Here is a 16,904-nt window from a genome sequence, read left to right on the forward strand (position 1 = left end):
ACGGTTATTGCAGTAATGACTGCAATAACCGTAATGTGGCGACATGGAGGACACCCCCACCGACGCCGAGCTCGAGTTCGTCGACGACGTCGCGATCTTCTTCTCCCGTGAGGGCATGCCGCTGATCGCGGGCCGCGTGATCGGCTGGCTGCTCATCTGCGACCCGCCGGAGCAGACCGCCGCCCAGCTCGCCGAGGTGCTGCGCGTCAGCCGCAGCTCGATCAGCAGCGCCACCAGGCTTCTGACGCCCAGTGGCCTGGTCGAGGGGGTACGGCGGCGCGGCGAGCGGCAGGAGTACTTCCGCATCGCCCCCGACGGCTGGAGCCGCATGCTGGCCGCCCGCTACGCCAAGACGGCGGCCTTCCGCGAGATCACCGAGGAAGGGCTGCGCGTGCTGGACGGCAGCGACCCCGGGCGGCGCAAGCGGCTGGAGAACGTCCACGAGCTCTACCGCTTCCTCGAAGGGGAGCTGCCGGCGATGTGGCAGCGATGGGAGGCGCACCGGGCGAAGGCGAAGGACGGCGCATGAGCGAGCCGCGCGGCACGTACCTGACCTTTCCCGAGGGCCGCCTGCACGTCCACGTCGCGGGCGACCCGGGCGCGCCACCGGTGGTGCTGCTCAGCGGGGCCGGCGTGGACAACGCGATGCTGAGCTGGCGGCGGCTCATCCCCGTCTTGGCGGCGGACCACTTCGTGCTCGCGCCCGACTGGCCGAAGCAGGGCAAGAGCCGCCCATGGCAGGGCCGGGCCACGCATGAGCGCATGCTGCGCTGCGTCACCGACGTCCTCGATCACTTCGGCCTCGGCTCGGCCGCCCTGGTCGGGCTCTCGCAGGGCGGGGCGCTCGCGCTGGCCACCGCCATCGAGCATCCGGGCCGCGTGGACCGGCTCGTGGCGCTCGCGCCCGCCGGGATCCTGTCGTTCCCGCCCGTCGTGCACCAGCTCCTGTGGCTCACGGCCAAGCTGCCGCTGCTCAACAGGACGCTGCCGGGCGCGCTGCTCAGGACGCGCGAGCAGGTGGCGGCGTTCGCGCGCAGGGCGCTGTTCGCGGGGCCGGTGCCGGACTTCGACGAGATCGTGGACGAGATCGTCGAGGAGGTACGGGCGGGCGGCGCGGGCTCCTCCGACTGGCAGAACGACTCCATCGGCCCGTTCCGCATGCGCGTGGACCTGCGTCCCCGCCTGCACGAGATCACCTGCCCGGTGCTGCTCATCCAGGGGGACAAGGACGTGGGCGTGCGGCCTGACCGGACGAGGGCCGCGGCCGCGCTGATCCCCGGCGCCCGGTTCGAGCTGCTGGAAGGGGTCGGGCACTGGTCGAACCGGCAGTGCCCGGAGAAGGTGAACGCGCTGATCGCGGAGTTCCTGAGCGTGGACGGAGCTGATCACTCGGGTTAGGCCGCCCGGCATGAGGCCTCGATGCGCGTGGAGCGCGGAGCCGCACCAGCGACCGCGCCTGCCGGGCGGCCGGAGCGAGCCTGGCCGCGTCGCCCGGCTGACCATGAGGTGACCGGTGCGCGGGTCGCGGCCGGATCGCCCGGCCGGCCCTCAGGTGACCAGTTGCAGGGTCAGGCTGTCCAGCGCGGATCGCGGCCGATGAAGCCGAGCAGCCGGTCCTGAGGCGAGGCGTCCTGCGCGACCGGCACCTCGGGGCCGAACACCTCCACCCCGGGACCGAACGCGCCCGGCGTCCGGTACTTCTCCATCAGGTCGGGCGGGATGTCGGTGAGCGCCGCCCAGTGGCGGGCCACGTCGTCCGGGTCGATCGTGTCGTCCTGGCCGGTCGCGCGGGCGAGATCCCAGCCGTGCAGCGGCATGTCGTCGCTCGGCACCTTGTCGATGTGCTGCTCGGCCGTCATTCTCGTGCCGTGCGACTCGTACTCCACGCTCGCCGGCGCGGGGTCGTTCAGGACCTCCTCGACGGCGGCCCGCGCGGCGCGGAACGCGGCGAGCGGGTCCTCGTCCACGGACGGCGCCGTGCGGGGTGTGCGGCCGAGCTCGCGCAGCACCACGTCGTGCATGTCGATGATGTGCTGGACGACGTCCCTGGCGGTCCACTTCTCGCACGGGGACGGGTCATCCCACTGGCCGGGGCGCACGGCCGCGACCTTGCGTTCGAAGTCGTCCGCGCGCCGCCGGTAGCGGTCGGCGATCTCACCCATCGTCGCTCTCCTCGTCCTCGAGCCGGTGCGCCTCGAGGAGAGTCTGACATCAGCGGACGAACGCCGCGCCGTGCGCGCCATGGTCAGCCGCGTCCGGCGAGCATGCCGCGGATCGCCCACAGGCCGCCGACGACGATGGCGCCGACGATGATGAAGGTGGTCATGGCGGTGCCGCCGACGCCGAGCATGGCGAGCACCCCCACCGTGATGCCGTAGATCATGGACAGGGCTATGAGGACTCGTGCGGAGAGTTTCGCGTTCATGAACGCTGAGCCTGCCCGAGCCCGGCGAGTCCGGGACAGACACCGATGGACGGGACGCTGATTCCGACGAAAGGTGGATACCGGGCGGCGGGCGCCGGCTGTCAGACTGGCGGGATGCTCGGCGACTCCCTCACAGGCCCGGTCGATGCGGGACAGGACGATTGGCATCGGACGGTCCCCGGCTGGCATCTCGCCTTCGCCGTACTGGCCGCGCTGACCGGCGCCCTCATCGTCACCGGCGACGGTGCGCCACCCGGCGTCGAGCGGGCTTCCGGTCTCGCGCTGCTCGCGATGCTGTGCTGCTGGTACGCCGCCACCGGCGCCCGGGTCCTGCACCGCGAGCGCGGCCGGCTGGGCGTCGTCTACCTGGCCGGCGCGGTGCCGTTATCGGCGGCGCTGTTCGCGGTGGCGCCGCAGGGTGCGCTGATGTCGTTCATGCTGTACCCGCACATCTGGGCGCTGCTCCCGCTGCGCAGAGCCGTCGCCGTGACGGTGGCGAGCGTGGCGTCGACGGCGGCGGTCATGATCGTACGCAGCGACGCGTACGGTCAGGACCTGAGCTCCGCGCTGCTGATGGCGGCGGTGGCGCTGGTGGCGGCCCTGGTGCTCGGTGTCTGGATCACCCGGATCATCGAGCAGAGCCGGCAGCGCGCCCGGCTCGTCGGGGAGCTGGCCGCCACGCGGGCGGAGCTCGCCGAGGTCAGCAGGGAGGCGGGGATGCTGGCCGAACGCGAGCGGCTGGCCAAGGAGATCCACGACACGCTCGCGCAGGGCTTCACCAGCGTGCTGCTGCTGATCGAAGCGGCCAAAGCGGGCACGTGCGAACGCGACCGGGACGCCCGTACCCACCTCGACCAGGCCCGCCGTACCGCCATGGACAATCTGGCCGAGGCCCGCGCCCTGGTCGCCGCGCTGCCGCCGCCGCGGCTCCGCGACGCCTCGCTGCCGGACGCCGTGAGCGGGCTCATCGAGCGGTTCGCGGCGGAGACCGGGCTGGAGACGCGCTTCACGGTGAACGGCACGCCCCGGCGGCTCACTCCGAACGAGGAAGTGGTGCTGCTGCGGGTCACCCAGGAGGCCCTGGCCAACGTACGCAAGCACGCCTCCGGGGCGACGCGGCTCGAGGCCGCGCTGGGATACGGCGCCTCGGGCGTGACCCTGCGGATCGCCGACGACGGCCAGGGCTTCGACCCGGATGACGCCGGCACGGGCTTCGGCATCGGCGGCATGCGCGACCGGGTCACCGAGGTCGGAGGGGTGCTGCGCGTCGGATCGGGCGGGCGTACCGGAACGGTGGTCCAGGTGGAGCTGCCGTCATGACCGTACGAGTGCTGATCGTCGACGACCATCCCATCGTGCGGCAGGGACTGCGGGCGCTGCTGGCCGCGCAGCCGGATTTCGCGGTCGTGGGGGAGTGCGGCACCGGCGAGGAGGCGGTCGCCCTGGCGGCGGACGCCGCCCCTGATGTGGTGCTGATGGATCTGCGGCTGCCCGGACTGGGCGGCGTCGAGGCCACCGAGCGCATCGTCGCCGGCGGGAGCGCCGGGGCGGTGGTCGTGCTCACCACGTACGACTCCGACGGGGACATCCTGCGCGCCGTCGCCGCCGGCGCGACCGGCTACCTGCTGAAGGACGCCTCGGCGGAGGAACTGGTCGCCGGGGTTCGCACGGCCGCGGCGGGCGGCACGGTGCTCGCCGCCCCGGTCGCCGCCAAGCTGGCCACACGGGCGCAGGGCGGCGGCCCCTCGCTGACCGCGCGGGAGATCCAGGTGCTGGAGTGCGCGGCCCGCGGCCTGTCGAACGCGGCGACCGGGCGGGAGCTGTTCATCAGCGAGGCGACGGTGAAGAGCCACATGATGCGCATCTTCGGCAAGCTCGGGGTCGCCGACCGCACCGCCGCCGTGACCACCGCCATCGCCAGGGGCATCCTGAGCAGCCCCTGAGCTATCGGCCGCCGCTCGTAAGCCTCGTCCGGTCGGTGGGCAGGACGACCTGGCCGGTCACGAACTCGCTCCACAGCCCGAACGACAGCACATCACCCGGCTTGGCGGTGGTCTCGGCGAACCCGACCGTGCGGCCCTTGTGCTCGATGGTGGCGCCGAACGAGAGCTGGAAGCGCGTGGTGCCCGCCCGCTCCTGCGGCGGCACGGACGTGGGCGGGATGATCTCGTCCCAGGCCCACCGGTAGTCCTTGCGGTACGGGTCGGAGACGCGTTCCAGCGTCTGCTCCAGGATCACGCCGGTGTCCGGGATGACCACCAGCAGGCCCGGCCCGCGTCCGAGCCTGGTGTTGAACGCGTGCACCTCCTGCGTCTTGCCGTCGGCCGTCTTCCCCTGCCCGCCGCCGATCCGCGACCCCTCGGGGCAGGCGTTCACTCCGCGCTCCTCGATGACGCTGCGGGCGCAGGTGGGGAACGCTTCGGGGTTGAACCGCACCGTACGGTCGAACAGGAACACGAACCGGCGCGGCCCGGCCGGGACCTGCCCCGTCTCGGCCCTGCTGCGCCGGTCGAAGGCGATCGTCACGCTGCGCCCGGGGCCTTGGGTCGCGGTCACGGTGAGCGAGTCGAGGTTCCGGGTGCCCTCGACGTCCGGCTCGTACGGGCGCTGCGGCCCGCCCGGCGCGGGGTCCGGCGGGGTCGTGCTCGCGGACGCGGCGGCCGCGAGCGCGGACATGCAGAGGAATGCGGTCATGGCGGTCAGTACGGCTTTGGCCTTCACGTCGCTCCCTGAGAAATCGATCAACGCAACGTGCGCCACACAATCAACCGACCCCGAAAAATGGCATAAAGGCCGCGATCATCTCAGGATGGCCGGCTAAGTCTCCCGCTCGGTCGGTAGTCGCGCCTCGGTCAGCAGGCGCAGCTCGTCGCGGACGGCGGCCCGGATGTCTTCCGGGGTGAAGTTGCGCGGGTAGGTGGCCGTCTGGAGCGTCAGGCCGTCGATGAACACGTGAAGCCGCGCGGCCCGCCGTTCCAGGCCGGTATCGGTGAACTCCTGGCCGATCTCGGGTGCGGGCAGGTCCTGGCAGGAGGCGATGGCGAGGCGGCAGATGTGGCGTTCGGCGGCCCAGGCGTTGCGGTGGAGATCGGCCAGGGACTCGTCGATGCGCGAGCGGACCAGGCACGCGAGCCACACGTCGACTTCGACGCGGCGGTTGCCGTCCAGCGGGAGGAGCTCTTCGAGCATGAGCCGGGCGCGTTCCGGCCCCGGCAGGTCCGCGTGCAGGTGCCCGGCGATGCGGGCGGCGACGCTTCTGCCGACCGCCTGCGCGGCGAACGCGAGCAGGCCACGCTGGCTGTCGAAGTAGTGGCGCAGCCCGCCGACCGAGACGCCCGCCGCCTCGGCGACCTTGCGCACCGTGGCGCCTTCGATGCCTTCCCTGCTGATGACCTCCCATACGGCGCGGACGAGCTCGTCGCGGCGCTGCGCATGATCGACGATCTTCGGCATCCTCTTATTATCACACGCTTGTACTGTTTCCTTTGCAGTACAAGCGTGCTGAGAAAATCGCCGCAGAACCACCTGCCGGGCCTGGCCGTGCTGATCGGCGGCCTGGCCGTGATGGCCGGATCGGCGCTGTGGCTGGCGCTGACCGTCGGCGGCGAGATCCGCTACACCGCCGATCACACCGGCACCAGGCCCATGTGGCACATCTGGATCCCCGCCCTCGCCGGACTGATGCTCACCCGGCTGATGCCCTCACCGCCCCGGAGGGCCCGTCTGCCGGTGACGCGGGAGCTCCGCCTGCAAGCGGGCGTCCTGCTCGCCTCGGGCGTGCTGTTCGCGGCGGCGCTGCGGATGCTGGCGGACAACGGCTTCGCCCCCGAACCGGCGCACACCGTCCTGAAGCTCGTCCTGCTATTGGCCGTACCGGTGCTGCTGTTCCGGCTGATACGAGTCCGGGAGCCGGCGCGGGGGCGGGGCGGCGGCTGGACGCGCTTCGGGCCGGTGGTGCCGGTGGCCGTCTGGCTCGTCCTCTCCTCCGTGGGGCCGTTCGCCCGGCCGTCCGGCGACAGCGCCTGGACGGACGGCCTCAGCCCCGCCGCGCTGCTCCTCACCATGATCGTGGTGTTCGCGCTCAACGCCCTGCTCGAAGAGGCCTTCTACCGCCGCTGGTTGCAGACCCGATGGGAGCACATCATCGGCCGCCGGCCCGCCATCGTGCTGGCGAGCCTGCCCTTCGCGGCCTGGCGCATCGGCATCCACGGCACCGGCGACCTGCTCACCGACCTCGCCACGGTCGTCGTCCACCAGGGCGTGCAGGGACTGTTCCTCGGCTACCTGTGGAGCCGGTACCGGCTGATGTGGCCCATCCTCACCGTCCACGGCGCGATCAACGCGGCGCCCACCCTGCTGGGCCTGCTCACCGCTCTGTGATCACGGCCAGGACTCACCGGAGGTGAGACAGGATCGCTTTGGCGAAGCGGGTGGCCACGGTGGTGGGGGATACCGGCTGCGTTCCCTCGTTGACCGGAAGAACCTGGAGTTCGAAGGACTGCTTCTTGCCGGCGGAGACGAACAGACGGTACATCTTCCTGTCAAGAGCCTCGCTGACGCCCAGCATCGCCCGGTGGCCGCTGATGGTCTTTCGCGTGAGGTGCCGGTACTTCGCGGCCTTCGTCAGATCCGTGGACGTGTGCGGGATGAAGGCCACCACATATCTGTACGCAGCCCACCGGCAGGACTGGCGGCCGTTGTTCGGCTCCGAATCGTTGATGACGATGCCGAGCCTGTCCTCCTCGTCAATCGCACGGCAAGGATTCCGGGCGAGTTCGGAGAGGGTGAGCTTGCCGCCGACGGCGGTGCTCGACGGCGATGCGGAGCCGGTCGGGGCCGGGGTGCCCGTCGCGCTCGGCGTCGCAGAGGCGGTGAGGCCGGCCGGTCGTTCCTCGCTGGTGCCGCCGCCCTGCGCGCCGCACGCACTCACCGCGCATAACGCCACCAGCAGGGCCATGGCCGGGATCCGGCGGTTTCCGGTGGACGGTGCGTCCGCTGATCGAGTCACCCGGGCAGCCTAATCTTTCCGCCTCGGGACCGCTCCCGAGCGTGACGGCCTCCCATCGGAGTCGTACGCTCCGTACATGACCGCTGACACTTTGTGTGACGAGATGGTCGATCATCTGGTCAGGTTGGGTGCTATCGCATCAGCGCGGGTCGAGGCGGCGATGCGGGCCGTGCCCCGGCACGTCTTCGTGCCGGAGGCGCCGCTAGAGGAGGCGTACGGGCGCGGCGTGGTCGTCACGCACCGGGACGAGACCGGCAGGGCGATCAGCTGTGCGTCCGCCCCGGGACGGTGGCGGAGATGCTGGAGCAGCTCGACGTCCGGCCCGGCCATCGCATCCTGGAGATCGGCGCGGGCACCGGATACAACGCCGCCCTGCTCGCCGAGCTGGCCGGGCCACGAGGGCAGGTGACCACGGTCGACATCGACGCGGGCATCGTGGCGGGCGCCCGTCGGGGCCTGGCCGCGGCCGGATACGAGCGGGTCCAGGTCGTGCACGGTGACGGCGCGGCCGGCCATGCCGGGAACGCCCCGTACGACCGGATCATCGTCACGGCGGGCGCGTGGGACGTGCCGCCCGCGTGGCGCGAGCAGCTCGCCTCCGGAGGTCGGCTCGTCGTGCCGCTGCGGATGCGGGGCATCACCCGGTCGGTGGCGCTGGGACTCGACGGCGACGTGTGGCGCAGCGTGTCGATCGTCGTGTGCGGGTTCATCCCGATGCGGGGCTCGTCGGCGGTGACGGAGAGCCGGGTGGAGCTGGACGCCGACGGTGGGGTGTGGCTTGGCGTCGATGACGGACAGCCGATCGACGTCGGCGCGCTTCGGGCGGCGCTGACCGGTGCGCCGTCCCTGGTCTGGTCCGGGGTTGTGGTGCCGTACGAGTCGCCGGAGCATCTGGACTTCTGGCTGGCCGGCGAGGCGACACGGGTCTGCCGGGTGCTCGTTTCGGCCCCTGAGCGGGAGGTGGGCCTGGTCGCGCCGATTTGGCGCTGGGGCAGCATGGGCTGCTACACCGCCGACGGCTTCGCGTACCTGATCCGCCGCGACGTTCCCCATGAGACCGGCCAGAAGATGATCGAGCTGGGCGCGTGCGCGTACGGGCCCGGCGCGGCGCGGCTGGCCGGTGACGTCGCAGGCCGCATCCGCGCCTGGCACGGCGCCCGCGACGAGCGTGCGTCCTTGCGCATCGAAGTCCGCCCGGCGGGGAGCCCCGACGTACCGAACGCCATGATCACCGCCGACAAGACGCACAGCAGGGTGTTCGTCACGGTGGGAGGCTGACGGCGGGCGCGAGGTCTACGGAGACGGCGCGACAAGGACTCGCCCGCATCGGGGGAGCACCCGTAGCGTCGAGAGCATGAAGCTGCTCTCCGTCAACATCGGCCGCCCCCGTCCCAACCCGTGGAAGGGCCTGCAGGCAACGGGTATCGACAAGCGGCCGGTTGACGGTCCGGTCGCCGTCGCCGCTCCCGGCCCCAAGGGGACCGGCGCGGTGGGCCTCGCCGGTGACCGGGTCTATGACGTGAAGCACCATGGCGGCGACGATCAGGCCGTCTACGCGTACGCCCGCGAGGATCTCGACACGTGGGAGACCGAGATGTGGCGGACGCTCCCGAACGGCGTCTTCGGCGAGAACCTCACGACCGAGGGCCTGGACGTCAACGCCGCCCTGATCGGCGAGCGCTGGCGGATCGGCCCGGACGTCGTCCTCGAAGTGTCGTGCCCGCGCATCCCCTGCGGCACCTTCGAGGGCTGGCTGGAGGAGAAGGGCTGGATCAAGCGGTTCACGCAGGCGGCCCGGCCGGGCACGTACCTGCGCGTGATCGAGCCCGGGGAGATCCGCGCCGGCGACCTCGTGGAGGTCGTCCACCGTCCCGCTCATGATGTGACCGTCGAGCTGGTCTTCCGCGCGATGACCTCGGAGCCGGACCTGCTTCCGCGGCTGGAGGCGGCCGACGCGCTGCCGGAGCCGGACAGGGCCAAGGCCCGCCGGCGGATCGCCGCGCAGGCACGGAAGGCGTAGGCGGTGGGGTGGGACGTTCCCCGAGCGCCGTGGATGAAGCGACTCGGCGAGGAGACGGTCCTCAGGGCGATCAAGCCCAGTACTCAGCGCCAGGTGTAGGTCGCGTCGGTGATCGGCGGCAGGTAGGGGTTGCCGGCGGGGGCGTCCGGTACGGGGAGTGCGCTGACGGCGGGGCCGATCAGCGGGAACAGCGGCAGCTCGGCGACCTCGCGGTAGTGCACCCACTCGATGGTGCCGGGCTCGGTGCCGCCGTCCGGGAGGTCGTCGTACTCGATCGTGGCGAGACGGTCGCGTACGTCCGGTGTGATGTGACAGCGGAAGATCAGGTGGAGCTTGCGCGGCGGCGGGGTGGGGCCGGGCCTGGTGACCAGCTGGTCCTGGATCCAGCACAGCTCGGGTGGTGTCGCGTCGGCGAGGTCGAGCGGAGCTCTTCGGTCAGTTCGCGGCCGAGGGCGGCGATCAGGTGTTCGCCGGTGTGCACGTTGCCGCCGGGTGGTGTGTAGTGCGAGCCGGTCGGGCGGTCGCGGCGGATCAGAGCCACGTGCGCGCCGCAGAAGACGAGAGCGCCCGTACGGATCTTGACGCGGGCGAAGGGTGCGGTCATGTATGCGGTATGCCCAGCAGGTCCAAGTGACCGGCACCCGAGAGGGCCCGCAAGGTGCCGCCGACCCCGGCCAGGTGCTCGCCGACGCCATGGCGCGGCTCCTCGAACCCGCAACGCCACCCCGCCCGGCGCCCGTCGCCGCGGCGGCAGAGGAGAGCCTGGCCGTGTTGCGCGAGACCCGGCAGGCGGTGCCGGACCTCATCGGACGCACCCAGGCCGCCCGGTGACGCCGGGCCACGGCGGCCACCCATAAGATCGTCGCCACCATGGAAGAGCCCCGCGACCTCCCCTCCCACCTCTCCGCCGCGTACCGGGCCGTCGGGCTGCCCTGGCCGGACGTGCGGATCGCCCACTTCGACGGGTTGCTGGCCGCGGCCGGTGAGCGTCCGGAGGCGGAGCGGCTGCGCGAGCACGTCGGCAAGCTGCGCATGGTCCAGGAGCGGTTCTTCGAGCACCTGAACGCGCTGTCGGAGGATCACGACGGCGACCCCATGCTCCTGCTCCGGAACAAGAACGAGCCGTGCGTGACGGAGGTCAGGGAGGACTGGGCGGAGACGGCGTCGATGATGCCCGAGTTCCATGCGGCGGTCACGGTGTTCGTCAGGGCGCTGCTGGGGGGCGACGCGCGGGACGTTCCCGACTATCTGGACGCCGCGCCGCCCTGGGTGGAGCCGCACCCCGGGCGCGGCATCCGCGACGAGCCCGCCGCCGGACGCGATCCCGCCGCGGACGCCCTTATGCGCTGGCGGGAGGACCCGTACGGGCCGCGCATCTGCGTCGTCACCGGCTCTCCGGGCGTCGGCAAGACGCGGCTTCTGGCCTGGTTCAGTTACTCCGGCATCTGGGACTGGTCGGGCTATCCGGGGCCGGACGAGGCGGCGATCCGCCTGCGCGGGATGGACGCGGGCGACGCCGTACGCGAGCTGGCCGGGCAGCTCAAGCTCGGCGATGGCGCCGGTCTGGACGCCATCGACCGGTCCGTGCTCGTCACCGTGGCCGACGCCCACAGGAGCAACGACCCCGAGCGCGCGTACGCCGAGGTGGTTCTTCCCCTCGCGGCGAACCCGCACGTCCGCCTGGTCGTGGAGCTCGGCCGCGAGGACGCCGAGGAAGGGTTCGGGCTGCCCGCGTACGTGCTGGACCTGGACGACCCGCGCGCCACCGAGCGCGCCGCCTTCACCGCCTGGTACGACGCCCAGCGCGTGGAGGGGTCGCCGTTCACCGCCGACCAGGTGTACCCCTCACCGGGGCTCGCCGCCCTCGCCGCACGTGCCGAAGGCGCCGACCCAGGGCCGGGCCTGCCTATGGACGTGCGGGTGGCGCGCGCCTGGCTGGACGGACTGTCACCGGAGGCCCGCGCCGCCGCCGGCACCCTGGCGCTCGCCCTCGTCCCGATCGGTCCGTACCTGTGGCGGTTGCTGCACTGCGGCCGGCACCGCGACGACCCGGAGGCCGCCGCCCGTGGTGTGGCGGAGGCAGCGTCCCGGCTGCCCCTGTCCGAGCCGGGCCTGCCCGCGTACGCCATCGACCTGCCCGCCCTGGCCGAACTCGTCTCCCCGCCCGCGTCGGCGCACGGGGAGCTGGCCGCCGTCATGCGCGGCTGGCCGGCGTCGGCCGAGCTGTCCCCGCCGACGTACGTCAGCGAGCACCTCGCCCACCACGAGCGCCTGGCGGGCGGTCCCGGCACCGTCACCCCGCTGTCGCTTTGCCGCCCTCCGACCCGGGTCACCCGCGAACTGCTGGAGGACCTGTACGGCCCGGAAGGCGTCCACCGGCCGCGCGACGTCGAGATCCACCCCGCGATCGCACACGAGCCCACCCGCCGTTTCCTCGCCGAGGTCGGCCTGCCCGCGGGCGGCCTCTGGGAAGAGCCGTTCGACCGTTTCGCCGAGCCGATGTCCGAGCTGTGGCCCGACAGCCTGGACGAGTTGCGCGCCTGCGCGGGCCTGCCGGACGACCTCGGCGCGCTGTTCCTGCTCGACGACATGAACACCTGGTACCTGTTCCTCGACGGCCGCACCGGCCTGGTGTACGAGGCGGGCGAAGGGCTGGAGACCGCCCGCGTCGCCCACCGCGGCGTCGAGTCGTACGCGTACTTCATGTACGTCATCCACCGGGCGCGCAGGCTGTGGTGCGACGGCCGGGACGCCCACCGCGAGGCCGCCTACTGGTGCGCCGACGACCTCGCGATCGAGCTGCACACGTACGAGCCGGAGGCCATGGCGGGCGAGGACGCCCTCTGGCCCCCGGCCCTGGAGGACTACACGCTCCTCACCTAGACGCGGGTCAGCTGCCGGGCGGCGGCGTGGCGTCGCCGACGTCGTGCGCCGACGGGTCGTCCACGACCTGGCACGGCGCGATCGGGCCGGTCGTCAGCCGCCCCGTGAACTCCCAGAGGACCCCCGGACGTCCCGCCGACGGCGGGGCCGGGTTCTCCATGACCTCGATCATCGCGATCTGGCCCGGCCGGATGTGGCGGGGATAGATGGTGATGCCGTCCTTCGGGCGGATCGCCTGGTACGAGGGCGATCGCTGCAGTCTCTCCCGGACCCTGGCCTTCGTGGCGGGATCGTCGCTCAGCAGCTCCTCCTTGGTGGCGCGGACGTCGTCGCCTTCGAGGACGGGCGCGCGGTCGTTCCCGCAGCGCTTGCCGGGCGGCAGGTATGTGATGTCGGCCCGCACGCCCCACTCCATCAGCTCCTGTTCGAGCCGCTCGGGGTCCCGGAACTCGTAGATCTTGAGGTTGATCGACCCGTCCCCGTTCTTCGTCAGCGCGTACGCCGGATCGCCGGGGCCGAGCAGGGAAGGCACGGCCACGCCCGCCGCGACGGCGGCCGCCACCGCCGTGCCCATCGCGAACCGCCGCCACGTCAGCAGCGGCCGGGTGCGGCGGGCCGGAGCGGCCGCCTCCTCGATGAGCCGGAGCCGCTGCCGGGCCAGGGCGGCGGGCGGCGGCTCGTGCTCCAGTTCCTTGATGACGTGACTTGACGGTTCCGACCGGGATGCCGAGCGCGCGGGCGGCCTCCTCGTACGTCATGTCGCTCCAGGCCACCAGCAGCAGGACGTCCCGGTCGCCGCGCGGAAGCCGCGCGAGCGCGTTCAGCAGGACCGTCCGCGACCCTTGGGCGGTCAGATAGCGGGTGATCGCCTCTTCCGGTCCCTCGACGGGCCGGGCCGGGCTCTGCCGCTCCAGCGCGCGGTAGCGGCTGACCTCGGCCCTGCGGTGGCCGGAAATGAGCTTCGTCGCGATGCCCAGCAGCCAGGGCCGGGCGTCGCGGTGGCTGACGTCGTACGTGCCGCGCCTGCGGAACGCGATCAGGAACGTCTCCACGACGAGGTCCTCGGCGAGTTCGGCGCCGAGGCGGAAGGAGATGTACCTGTACAGCGTCCCGGCGTACCGGTCGAACAGGACGGCGAACTTCTCCGGATCATCGAGGGCATCCGCGATGATCTCGGAGTCCACCACCACCGGTGACGTGTCGGTCACCATAGATGATCTGTCTTCAACACTGGACTCCCTTCGAGATGTCACCTGTGTCTTGTCACAGGAGCCCCAGGTGTTCACGGACGTTCGCCGCCGGCCCGGTCACCTTCGGCCCGCGGCTGTGACCGGCATGAGGCTCGGAGAGCGCGTCAGAGCGTGGACACGAAGCGCCGGCAGATGTGGACTCGAGCGAATTGCGCGCGGAGCGCCTGCTCGTCCTCCAGCCTGGCATGCGAGAAGACCGCCATGGGCGGGAGCCCTGGCCGGCGCTCGCCGATGGCCCGGTCCGGTTCGCTGGGATCGGTGGAGTAGTTCGCGTAGACGTGAAGGTAGTGCTCGCTCTCGGTGAAGCCGTTGGCTCGATACCAGCGCAACGTGCCCGGATCGTCCCTCGTCCAGGCGTCGAGCGTGCGCGCGCCGAGCTCGCGGGCTCGGGCACGGGCTTCGCGGAGGAGGGCGCGGCCGATGCCCCGGCGCTGATGGTCGGGGTGGACCGCGATGGTTTCGATGGTGGCCAGGTCACCGTCGATGGCGACGTCGATGATGCCGGTAAGCGTGCCGCCGCTCTCTGCGACGCGTTCGAAGCCCGGGGCCGGGATCGTGAGTTTGCTCGTGACGACGTCGTCGAAAGAGGCGGTCGTCAGGAAGGACAGGACGCGGCAGCGCAGCCAGGCCGTCTCGTCTTCAGCGGTGTAGTCGCCAATGGCGTGGCGCAAGGCAGGGATCTCCCATGTGGTCGGCGATGTCCGGACGGCGGTGGTCGCGTCAGTGGGAGATCACGTTGGCGATTCTTCAACGTCGGCTCGTGGCCGGCAAGCGGTTTGTGCGGTCGGTTCATGCATGTGGCGCGAAGCGCGTTCCCGTGAGCCGCTGCTGGTTCACGGGAGGGCGGCGCCGCGATCGAGAGAAGACGTTTCGCCGACGGCGGCGAGCAGCACGATCGGGAACTCCGGGTCGGCCTGGCCGACCGTGAGTGCGACCCAGCGGCCGGTGCCCGGACGCCACACGGACATCTTGCTGCTGTAGGTGCTCAGCTCGTTCACCGGCTCGGGCGGTGCGGCGATCTCGTCCTCCACATACGGCCACAGATCGACGACTTCGGGACGGCCCCAGCGTGAGGTCAGCGCGGCCGCCAGCGCCTCGAAGGCGGCGGCGATCTCGTCCTCGGCGGCCTCGACGGCCTCCTCGCTGCGGTCGTCCCAGAAGTCCTGGCTGGCCGCCAGGCAGGTCACGTGGCTGCGGGGACCGCTGGAGCGATACCCCTCCCACGTCCTGCCGGGCGGCGCCAGGCGCTCTTCCTGGCTCGGGAAGGGGCGGGCCAGCAGGTGATCGATGGTGGCGAGCCGATCTTCCACGGTCATGCGGTAAGGCTAGACCGGCTGCGGGCGGGCCAGATCGTCGGCAGCACGTACCTGACCGTCCTGCAGCGGTGGCGGCCGTGAGAGGCTACTTCGACTCGACGCGGGCGACGGGCGCGGCGCTGCCGGCGAGCACGGCGGTGGCGTTCGTCCAGGCGGGGTCGCCGGGGTAGAGCTCGCTGCGCAGGTACGCCCAGATGAGCGCGCGTACGGCGGCGACCCGGTCGGGGTTCTCGTCGGTGGTCTCGGCGGCGTCGAACGTGGAGATGCCGCCGAGACCGTGCTCGGCCTCGAAGAACTCCAGCAGCACCTTCGGCCCCGGCGCAGCGGTGTAGGGGTCGCGCCGCCAGTCCTGCCGGTCGGAGAAGAACGGGTTGTAGTCCTTCTCGCCGGTGACGACGAGCACCTTCGGCGTCATGCCGTCGAAGCTGGTGGTGGTGAGCTCGGCGTACGGCTCGGCCGCCGGGCCGTTCATGTCCTCGCCCCGGCCGGGGGCGGCGATCATGACGCGGGCACCGAAGCGCTCGTCGACGGCGCCGATCGTCGCCCCGTCACGGATGAAGGTCTCGCCCGAGATCAGGCCGACCGTCTGACCGCCGGCGGAGTGGCCGACGGCGGCGATGCGGCTGCTGTCCAGGCGTCCGGCGAGGCCGGGAACGGCGCGTTCGATCTCGCCGAGGTGGTCCACGACGCGGCTGAGGTCGTCCGCACGCCACTTGAGGTACAGCGGCGCATCCGGGTCGTCGGCCTCGCGCAGGCCGAGGAACGTGGCGTCCAGGTGGGTGGGCTGGATGACGGCGAAGCCGTGCGCGGCCCAGAAGTTCACCAGCGGGCCGTACCCGTAGAAGGAGGGCACGAAGGTCGAGGGGCCGTGCCCGTGGGAGAGCACGATGACCGGCAGGTCGGTGCCGTTCACCGGAGCCGTCACGCGGACCGCCAGCGGCACCGGGCGCTGCGGCACGTCGATCAGCACGGGGTGGTACGAGAAGACGGGCTCGGGGTCGGGCGCCGGGAAGCCGGCGGCGTACGTGGACGGGTCCTTCGCAAGGTTCTTGTCGTGCGTCATGCGTCCAGCCTGCTGGAGAGCGGCCGAACTCTGAATGCTTGTCCGTGCGGATTTTCTTCGCGATAGTTCGGGGGCGTGTGTGGGTCAGTCGTCCTCGGCGGCGAGTGACGATGGTCCCGGTGGCCTGAGGCCTTCTCCTCTAGGGACGCGGCCCTCCCAGGTGGTGACCTGGAGGCGTACCACCGAGAAAGGAGGTCGCAATGAACCTGCCCGAGCGCAAGGACATCAGGTGGCCGTTCCCGGACCTGCTGGAATGGATGGAGAGCCCGATGTTCGGGTTCCGGCCGTTCGGCCAGATCGTCCGCATCGAGGACTACATCGACGACGACCGGTACGTGCTGCGTGCCGAGCTGCCGGGCATCGACCCCGACAAGGATCTCGAGGTCACGGTGGACGAGGGCATGCTGCACATCCGGGCCGAGAAGACCCGCAAGACCACCGAGGCGCACCGCTCCGAGTTCGCCTACGGGTCGCTGTCGCGTTCGGTGACGCTGCCCGCCGGGGCCAAGGCCGACGACGTCAAGGCGACGTACAAGGACGGCGTCCTGGAGGTCAGCGTGGGGCTGGCCGAGGAGAAGAAGGCCGCCGGGCGGCGCATCGCCATCGAGCACTGACGTCCGGCGTCCTGGCCGGGTGCGGGCGGGCCGGCCTGCCCGCACCCGGGCGCGTTCACCCGGGGACGCCGGCGCGCCCGGGCACGGGGAACGTCACCCCGGTCAGCTCTTCGGAGATCGCCCACAACCGCTGCTGGACGGCCATGTCGTAGGACTCGGGGCCCGACGTGACCGGCCGGGGATGGCCGAGGATCTCCAGGGGTCCGCCGGGGCCGTAGTACTGGCCGCCGAGCACGGATCCCAGTGCAGGTCGTCGAAGCGGATCGCGGCGCGGAGGCGGTGGCCGCTGCTGCTGACCGTCACCACGCGCGAGCCGGGCACCGGC

At 71.8% G+C, this 16,904-nt stretch carries 23 protein-coding genes and 1 pseudogene; 11 read left to right on the forward strand and 13 right to left on the reverse strand.

The window, feature by feature from the left end:
* The first annotated feature begins 43 nt into the window (after nucleotides 1-43).
* Both WBK31_RS13130 and WBK31_RS13135 read left to right on the forward strand, forming a co-directional pair.
* Nucleotides 44-529, forward strand: coding sequence for a MarR family transcriptional regulator (locus WBK31_RS13130; protein WP_364070562.1), 486 nt, complete (start codon nucleotides 44-46; stop codon nucleotides 527-529).
* Nucleotides 526-1,398 carry an alpha/beta hydrolase gene (locus WBK31_RS13135; protein ID WP_364070564.1) on the forward strand — a complete coding sequence of 291 codons (873 nt, stop codon included), beginning with the start codon at nucleotides 526-528 and terminating at the stop codon, nucleotides 1,396-1,398. The genes WBK31_RS13130 and WBK31_RS13135 overlap by 4 nt, the downstream gene beginning before the upstream one ends.
* A gap of 170 nt (nucleotides 1,399-1,568) precedes the next feature.
* Here WBK31_RS13135 and WBK31_RS13140 read toward each other — a convergent pair whose 3' ends face one another.
* Both WBK31_RS13140 and WBK31_RS13145 read right to left on the reverse strand, forming a co-directional pair.
* On the reverse strand, nucleotides 1,569-2,162 hold the full coding sequence (locus WBK31_RS13140) for a TIGR03086 family metal-binding protein (RefSeq protein ID WP_378789394.1): 594 nt from the start codon (nucleotides 2,160-2,162) through the stop codon (nucleotides 1,569-1,571).
* Between the two features lie 83 nt (nucleotides 2,163-2,245).
* Nucleotides 2,246-2,425 carry a hypothetical protein gene (locus WBK31_RS13145; RefSeq protein WP_378789392.1) on the reverse strand — a complete coding sequence of 60 codons (180 nt, stop codon included), beginning with the start codon at nucleotides 2,423-2,425 and terminating at the stop codon, nucleotides 2,246-2,248.
* A 114-nt stretch (nucleotides 2,426-2,539) separates the two neighbouring features.
* Here WBK31_RS13145 and WBK31_RS13150 point away from each other — a divergent pair, with 114 nt between their 5' ends.
* Both WBK31_RS13150 and WBK31_RS13155 read left to right on the forward strand, forming a co-directional pair.
* On the forward strand, nucleotides 2,540-3,745 hold the full coding sequence (locus WBK31_RS13150; RefSeq protein WP_364070572.1) for a sensor histidine kinase: 1,206 nt from the start codon (nucleotides 2,540-2,542) through the stop codon (nucleotides 3,743-3,745).
* On the forward strand, nucleotides 3,742-4,368 hold the full coding sequence (locus WBK31_RS13155) for a response regulator transcription factor (protein ID WP_364070575.1): 627 nt from the start codon (nucleotides 3,742-3,744) through the stop codon (nucleotides 4,366-4,368). Before WBK31_RS13150 ends, WBK31_RS13155 begins: the two co-directional genes overlap by 4 nt.
* Nucleotide 4,369: 1 nt before the next feature.
* Here the strand turns inward: WBK31_RS13155 and WBK31_RS13160 are convergent, their stop codons facing one another.
* Together WBK31_RS13160 and WBK31_RS13165 are read right to left on the reverse strand one after the other, a co-directional pair.
* A complete protein-coding gene (locus tag WBK31_RS13160; protein ID WP_378789387.1) occupies nucleotides 4,370-5,119 on the reverse strand; it encodes a hypothetical protein in 750 nt (249 codons plus the stop codon).
* A gap of 123 nt (nucleotides 5,120-5,242) precedes the next feature.
* Nucleotides 5,243-5,878 (reverse strand): TetR/AcrR family transcriptional regulator, encoded by a 636-nt coding sequence (locus WBK31_RS13165; RefSeq protein ID WP_406674919.1) that lies wholly within the window; start codon nucleotides 5,876-5,878, stop codon nucleotides 5,243-5,245.
* 45 nt (nucleotides 5,879-5,923) lie between these two features.
* Between WBK31_RS13165 and WBK31_RS13170 the strand changes: the two genes are divergently transcribed.
* Nucleotides 5,924-6,805, forward strand: a complete 882-nt coding sequence (locus tag WBK31_RS13170; protein ID WP_406674920.1) for a lysostaphin resistance A-like protein — start codon at nucleotides 5,924-5,926, stop codon at nucleotides 6,803-6,805.
* Between the two features lie 13 nt (nucleotides 6,806-6,818).
* On the opposite strand, the gene WBK31_RS13175 is transcribed toward WBK31_RS13170, so the two are convergent.
* Nucleotides 6,819-7,382, reverse strand: coding sequence for a DUF3558 family protein (locus WBK31_RS13175; RefSeq protein ID WP_364070584.1), 564 nt, complete (start codon nucleotides 7,380-7,382; stop codon nucleotides 6,819-6,821).
* Between the two features lie 189 nt (nucleotides 7,383-7,571).
* Here WBK31_RS13175 and fxlM point away from each other — a divergent pair, with 189 nt between their 5' ends.
* Both fxlM and WBK31_RS13185 read left to right on the forward strand, forming a co-directional pair.
* The gene (gene fxlM, locus WBK31_RS13180; RefSeq protein WP_406675489.1) at nucleotides 7,572-8,711 is read left to right on the forward strand and encodes a methyltransferase, FxLD system; all 1,140 of its coding nucleotides are present in this window, start codon (nucleotides 7,572-7,574) and stop codon (nucleotides 8,709-8,711) included.
* Between the two features lie 76 nt (nucleotides 8,712-8,787).
* Nucleotides 8,788-9,453 carry an MOSC domain-containing protein gene (locus WBK31_RS13185; protein WP_378789380.1) on the forward strand — a complete coding sequence of 222 codons (666 nt, stop codon included), beginning with the start codon at nucleotides 8,788-8,790 and terminating at the stop codon, nucleotides 9,451-9,453.
* An 83-nt stretch (nucleotides 9,454-9,536) separates the two neighbouring features.
* Here the strand turns inward: WBK31_RS13185 and WBK31_RS13190 are convergent, their stop codons facing one another.
* Together WBK31_RS13190 and WBK31_RS13195 are read right to left on the reverse strand one after the other, a co-directional pair.
* Nucleotides 9,537-9,674, reverse strand: coding sequence for a hypothetical protein (locus WBK31_RS13190; protein WP_364070591.1), 138 nt, complete (start codon nucleotides 9,672-9,674; stop codon nucleotides 9,537-9,539).
* 101 nt (nucleotides 9,675-9,775) lie between these two features.
* Nucleotides 9,776-10,057 carry an NUDIX domain-containing protein gene (locus WBK31_RS13195; RefSeq protein WP_364070593.1) on the reverse strand — a complete coding sequence of 94 codons (282 nt, stop codon included), beginning with the start codon at nucleotides 10,055-10,057 and terminating at the stop codon, nucleotides 9,776-9,778.
* Nucleotides 10,058-10,083: 26 nt separating this feature from the next.
* Here WBK31_RS13195 and WBK31_RS13200 point away from each other — a divergent pair, with 26 nt between their 5' ends.
* Both WBK31_RS13200 and WBK31_RS13205 read left to right on the forward strand, forming a co-directional pair.
* On the forward strand, nucleotides 10,084-10,284 hold the full coding sequence (locus tag WBK31_RS13200; RefSeq protein WP_364070595.1) for a hypothetical protein: 201 nt from the start codon (nucleotides 10,084-10,086) through the stop codon (nucleotides 10,282-10,284).
* 39 nt (nucleotides 10,285-10,323) lie between these two features.
* On the forward strand, nucleotides 10,324-12,336 hold the full coding sequence (locus tag WBK31_RS13205) for an SUKH-4 family immunity protein (protein ID WP_406674921.1): 2,013 nt from the start codon (nucleotides 10,324-10,326) through the stop codon (nucleotides 12,334-12,336).
* A 7-nt stretch (nucleotides 12,337-12,343) separates the two neighbouring features.
* Here the strand turns inward: WBK31_RS13205 and WBK31_RS13210 are convergent, their stop codons facing one another.
* Both WBK31_RS13210 and WBK31_RS13215 read right to left on the reverse strand, forming a co-directional pair.
* A complete protein-coding gene (locus WBK31_RS13210) occupies nucleotides 12,344-12,910 on the reverse strand; it encodes a hypothetical protein (RefSeq protein ID WP_406675585.1) in 567 nt (188 codons plus the stop codon).
* Nucleotides 12,911-13,043: 133 nt separating this feature from the next.
* Nucleotides 13,044-13,430: pseudogene (locus WBK31_RS13215) on the reverse strand (RNA polymerase sigma factor); the annotation flags it as partial.
* On the opposite strand from WBK31_RS13215, the gene WBK31_RS13220 reads away from it, so the two are divergent.
* Nucleotides 13,335-13,532 (forward strand): hypothetical protein, encoded by a 198-nt coding sequence (locus WBK31_RS13220; protein WP_364070640.1) that lies wholly within the window; start codon nucleotides 13,335-13,337, stop codon nucleotides 13,530-13,532. The pseudogene WBK31_RS13215 and the gene WBK31_RS13220 sit on opposite strands and share 96 nt — an antisense overlap.
* 158 nt (nucleotides 13,533-13,690) lie before the next feature.
* Here the strand turns inward: WBK31_RS13220 and WBK31_RS13225 are convergent, their stop codons facing one another.
* The 3 genes from WBK31_RS13225 to WBK31_RS13235 all read right to left on the reverse strand — a co-directional run bounded on the left by WBK31_RS13225 (nucleotide 13,691) and on the right by WBK31_RS13235 (nucleotide 15,965).
* Entirely contained in the window at nucleotides 13,691-14,257 is a 567-nt protein-coding gene (locus tag WBK31_RS13225) for a GNAT family N-acetyltransferase (protein ID WP_406674922.1), read from the reverse strand.
* A 162-nt stretch (nucleotides 14,258-14,419) separates the two neighbouring features.
* A complete protein-coding gene (locus WBK31_RS13230; protein WP_406674923.1) occupies nucleotides 14,420-14,902 on the reverse strand; it encodes a hypothetical protein in 483 nt (160 codons plus the stop codon).
* An 85-nt stretch (nucleotides 14,903-14,987) separates the two neighbouring features.
* Nucleotides 14,988-15,965: an alpha/beta hydrolase family protein gene (locus WBK31_RS13235; RefSeq protein ID WP_406674924.1), complete on the reverse strand. Its 978-nt coding sequence runs from the start codon at nucleotides 15,963-15,965 to the stop codon at nucleotides 14,988-14,990.
* A 200-nt stretch (nucleotides 15,966-16,165) separates the two neighbouring features.
* Between WBK31_RS13235 and WBK31_RS13240 the strand changes: the two genes are divergently transcribed.
* Nucleotides 16,166-16,579: an Hsp20/alpha crystallin family protein gene (locus WBK31_RS13240; RefSeq protein WP_364070603.1), complete on the forward strand. Its 414-nt coding sequence runs from the start codon at nucleotides 16,166-16,168 to the stop codon at nucleotides 16,577-16,579.
* A 55-nt stretch (nucleotides 16,580-16,634) separates the two neighbouring features.
* On the opposite strand, the gene WBK31_RS13245 is transcribed toward WBK31_RS13240, so the two are convergent.
* Complete coding sequence (locus tag WBK31_RS13245; protein WP_406674925.1) at nucleotides 16,635-16,814, reverse strand: hypothetical protein; 180 nt, start codon at nucleotides 16,812-16,814, stop codon at nucleotides 16,635-16,637.
* Between the last annotated feature and the right edge of the window lie 90 nt (nucleotides 16,815-16,904).

The sequence above is a fragment of the Nonomuraea sp. N2-4H genome, assembly GCF_045291505.1.
Classification (GTDB): Bacteria; Actinomycetota; Actinomycetes; order Streptosporangiales; family Streptosporangiaceae; genus Nonomuraea; species Nonomuraea fastidiosa.

What these genes read in the sequence shown, in the direction of transcription:
- WBK31_RS13210 (WP_406675585.1), bottom strand. Translation starts at nt 12,910, where the DNA reads ATGGGCACGGCGGTGGCGGCCGCCGTCGCGGCGGGCGTGGCCGTGCCT.
- WBK31_RS13150 (WP_364070572.1), top strand. Translation starts at nt 2,540, where the DNA reads ATGCTCGGCGACTCCCTCACAGGCCCGGTCGATGCGGGACAGGACGAT.
- WBK31_RS13155 (WP_364070575.1), top strand. Translation starts at nt 3,742, where the DNA reads ATGACCGTACGAGTGCTGATCGTCGACGACCATCCCATCGTGCGGCAG.
- WBK31_RS13205 (WP_406674921.1), top strand. Translation starts at nt 10,324, where the DNA reads ATGGAAGAGCCCCGCGACCTCCCCTCCCACCTCTCCGCCGCGTACCGG.
- WBK31_RS13165 (WP_406674919.1), bottom strand. Translation starts at nt 5,878, where the DNA reads ATGCCGAAGATCGTCGATCATGCGCAGCGCCGCGACGAGCTCGTCCGC.
- WBK31_RS13135 (WP_364070564.1), top strand. Translation starts at nt 526, where the DNA reads ATGAGCGAGCCGCGCGGCACGTACCTGACCTTTCCCGAGGGCCGCCTG.
- WBK31_RS13160 (WP_378789387.1), bottom strand. Translation starts at nt 5,119, where the DNA reads ATGACCGCATTCCTCTGCATGTCCGCGCTCGCGGCCGCCGCGTCCGCG.
- WBK31_RS13140 (WP_378789394.1), bottom strand. Translation starts at nt 2,162, where the DNA reads ATGGGTGAGATCGCCGACCGCTACCGGCGGCGCGCGGACGACTTCGAA.
- WBK31_RS13145 (WP_378789392.1), bottom strand. Translation starts at nt 2,425, where the DNA reads ATGAACGCGAAACTCTCCGCACGAGTCCTCATAGCCCTGTCCATGATC.
- WBK31_RS13185 (WP_378789380.1), top strand. Translation starts at nt 8,788, where the DNA reads ATGAAGCTGCTCTCCGTCAACATCGGCCGCCCCCGTCCCAACCCGTGG.
- WBK31_RS13230 (WP_406674923.1), bottom strand. Translation starts at nt 14,902, where the DNA reads ATGACCGTGGAAGATCGGCTCGCCACCATCGATCACCTGCTGGCCCGC.
- WBK31_RS13235 (WP_406674924.1), bottom strand. Translation starts at nt 15,965, where the DNA reads ATGACGCACGACAAGAACCTTGCGAAGGACCCGTCCACGTACGCCGCC.
- WBK31_RS13130 (WP_364070562.1), top strand. Translation starts at nt 44, where the DNA reads ATGGAGGACACCCCCACCGACGCCGAGCTCGAGTTCGTCGACGACGTC.
- WBK31_RS13195 (WP_364070593.1), bottom strand. Translation starts at nt 10,057, where the DNA reads ATGACCGCACCCTTCGCCCGCGTCAAGATCCGTACGGGCGCTCTCGTC.
- WBK31_RS13240 (WP_364070603.1), top strand. Translation starts at nt 16,166, where the DNA reads ATGAACCTGCCCGAGCGCAAGGACATCAGGTGGCCGTTCCCGGACCTG.
- WBK31_RS13175 (WP_364070584.1), bottom strand. Translation starts at nt 7,382, where the DNA reads ATGGCCCTGCTGGTGGCGTTATGCGCGGTGAGTGCGTGCGGCGCGCAG.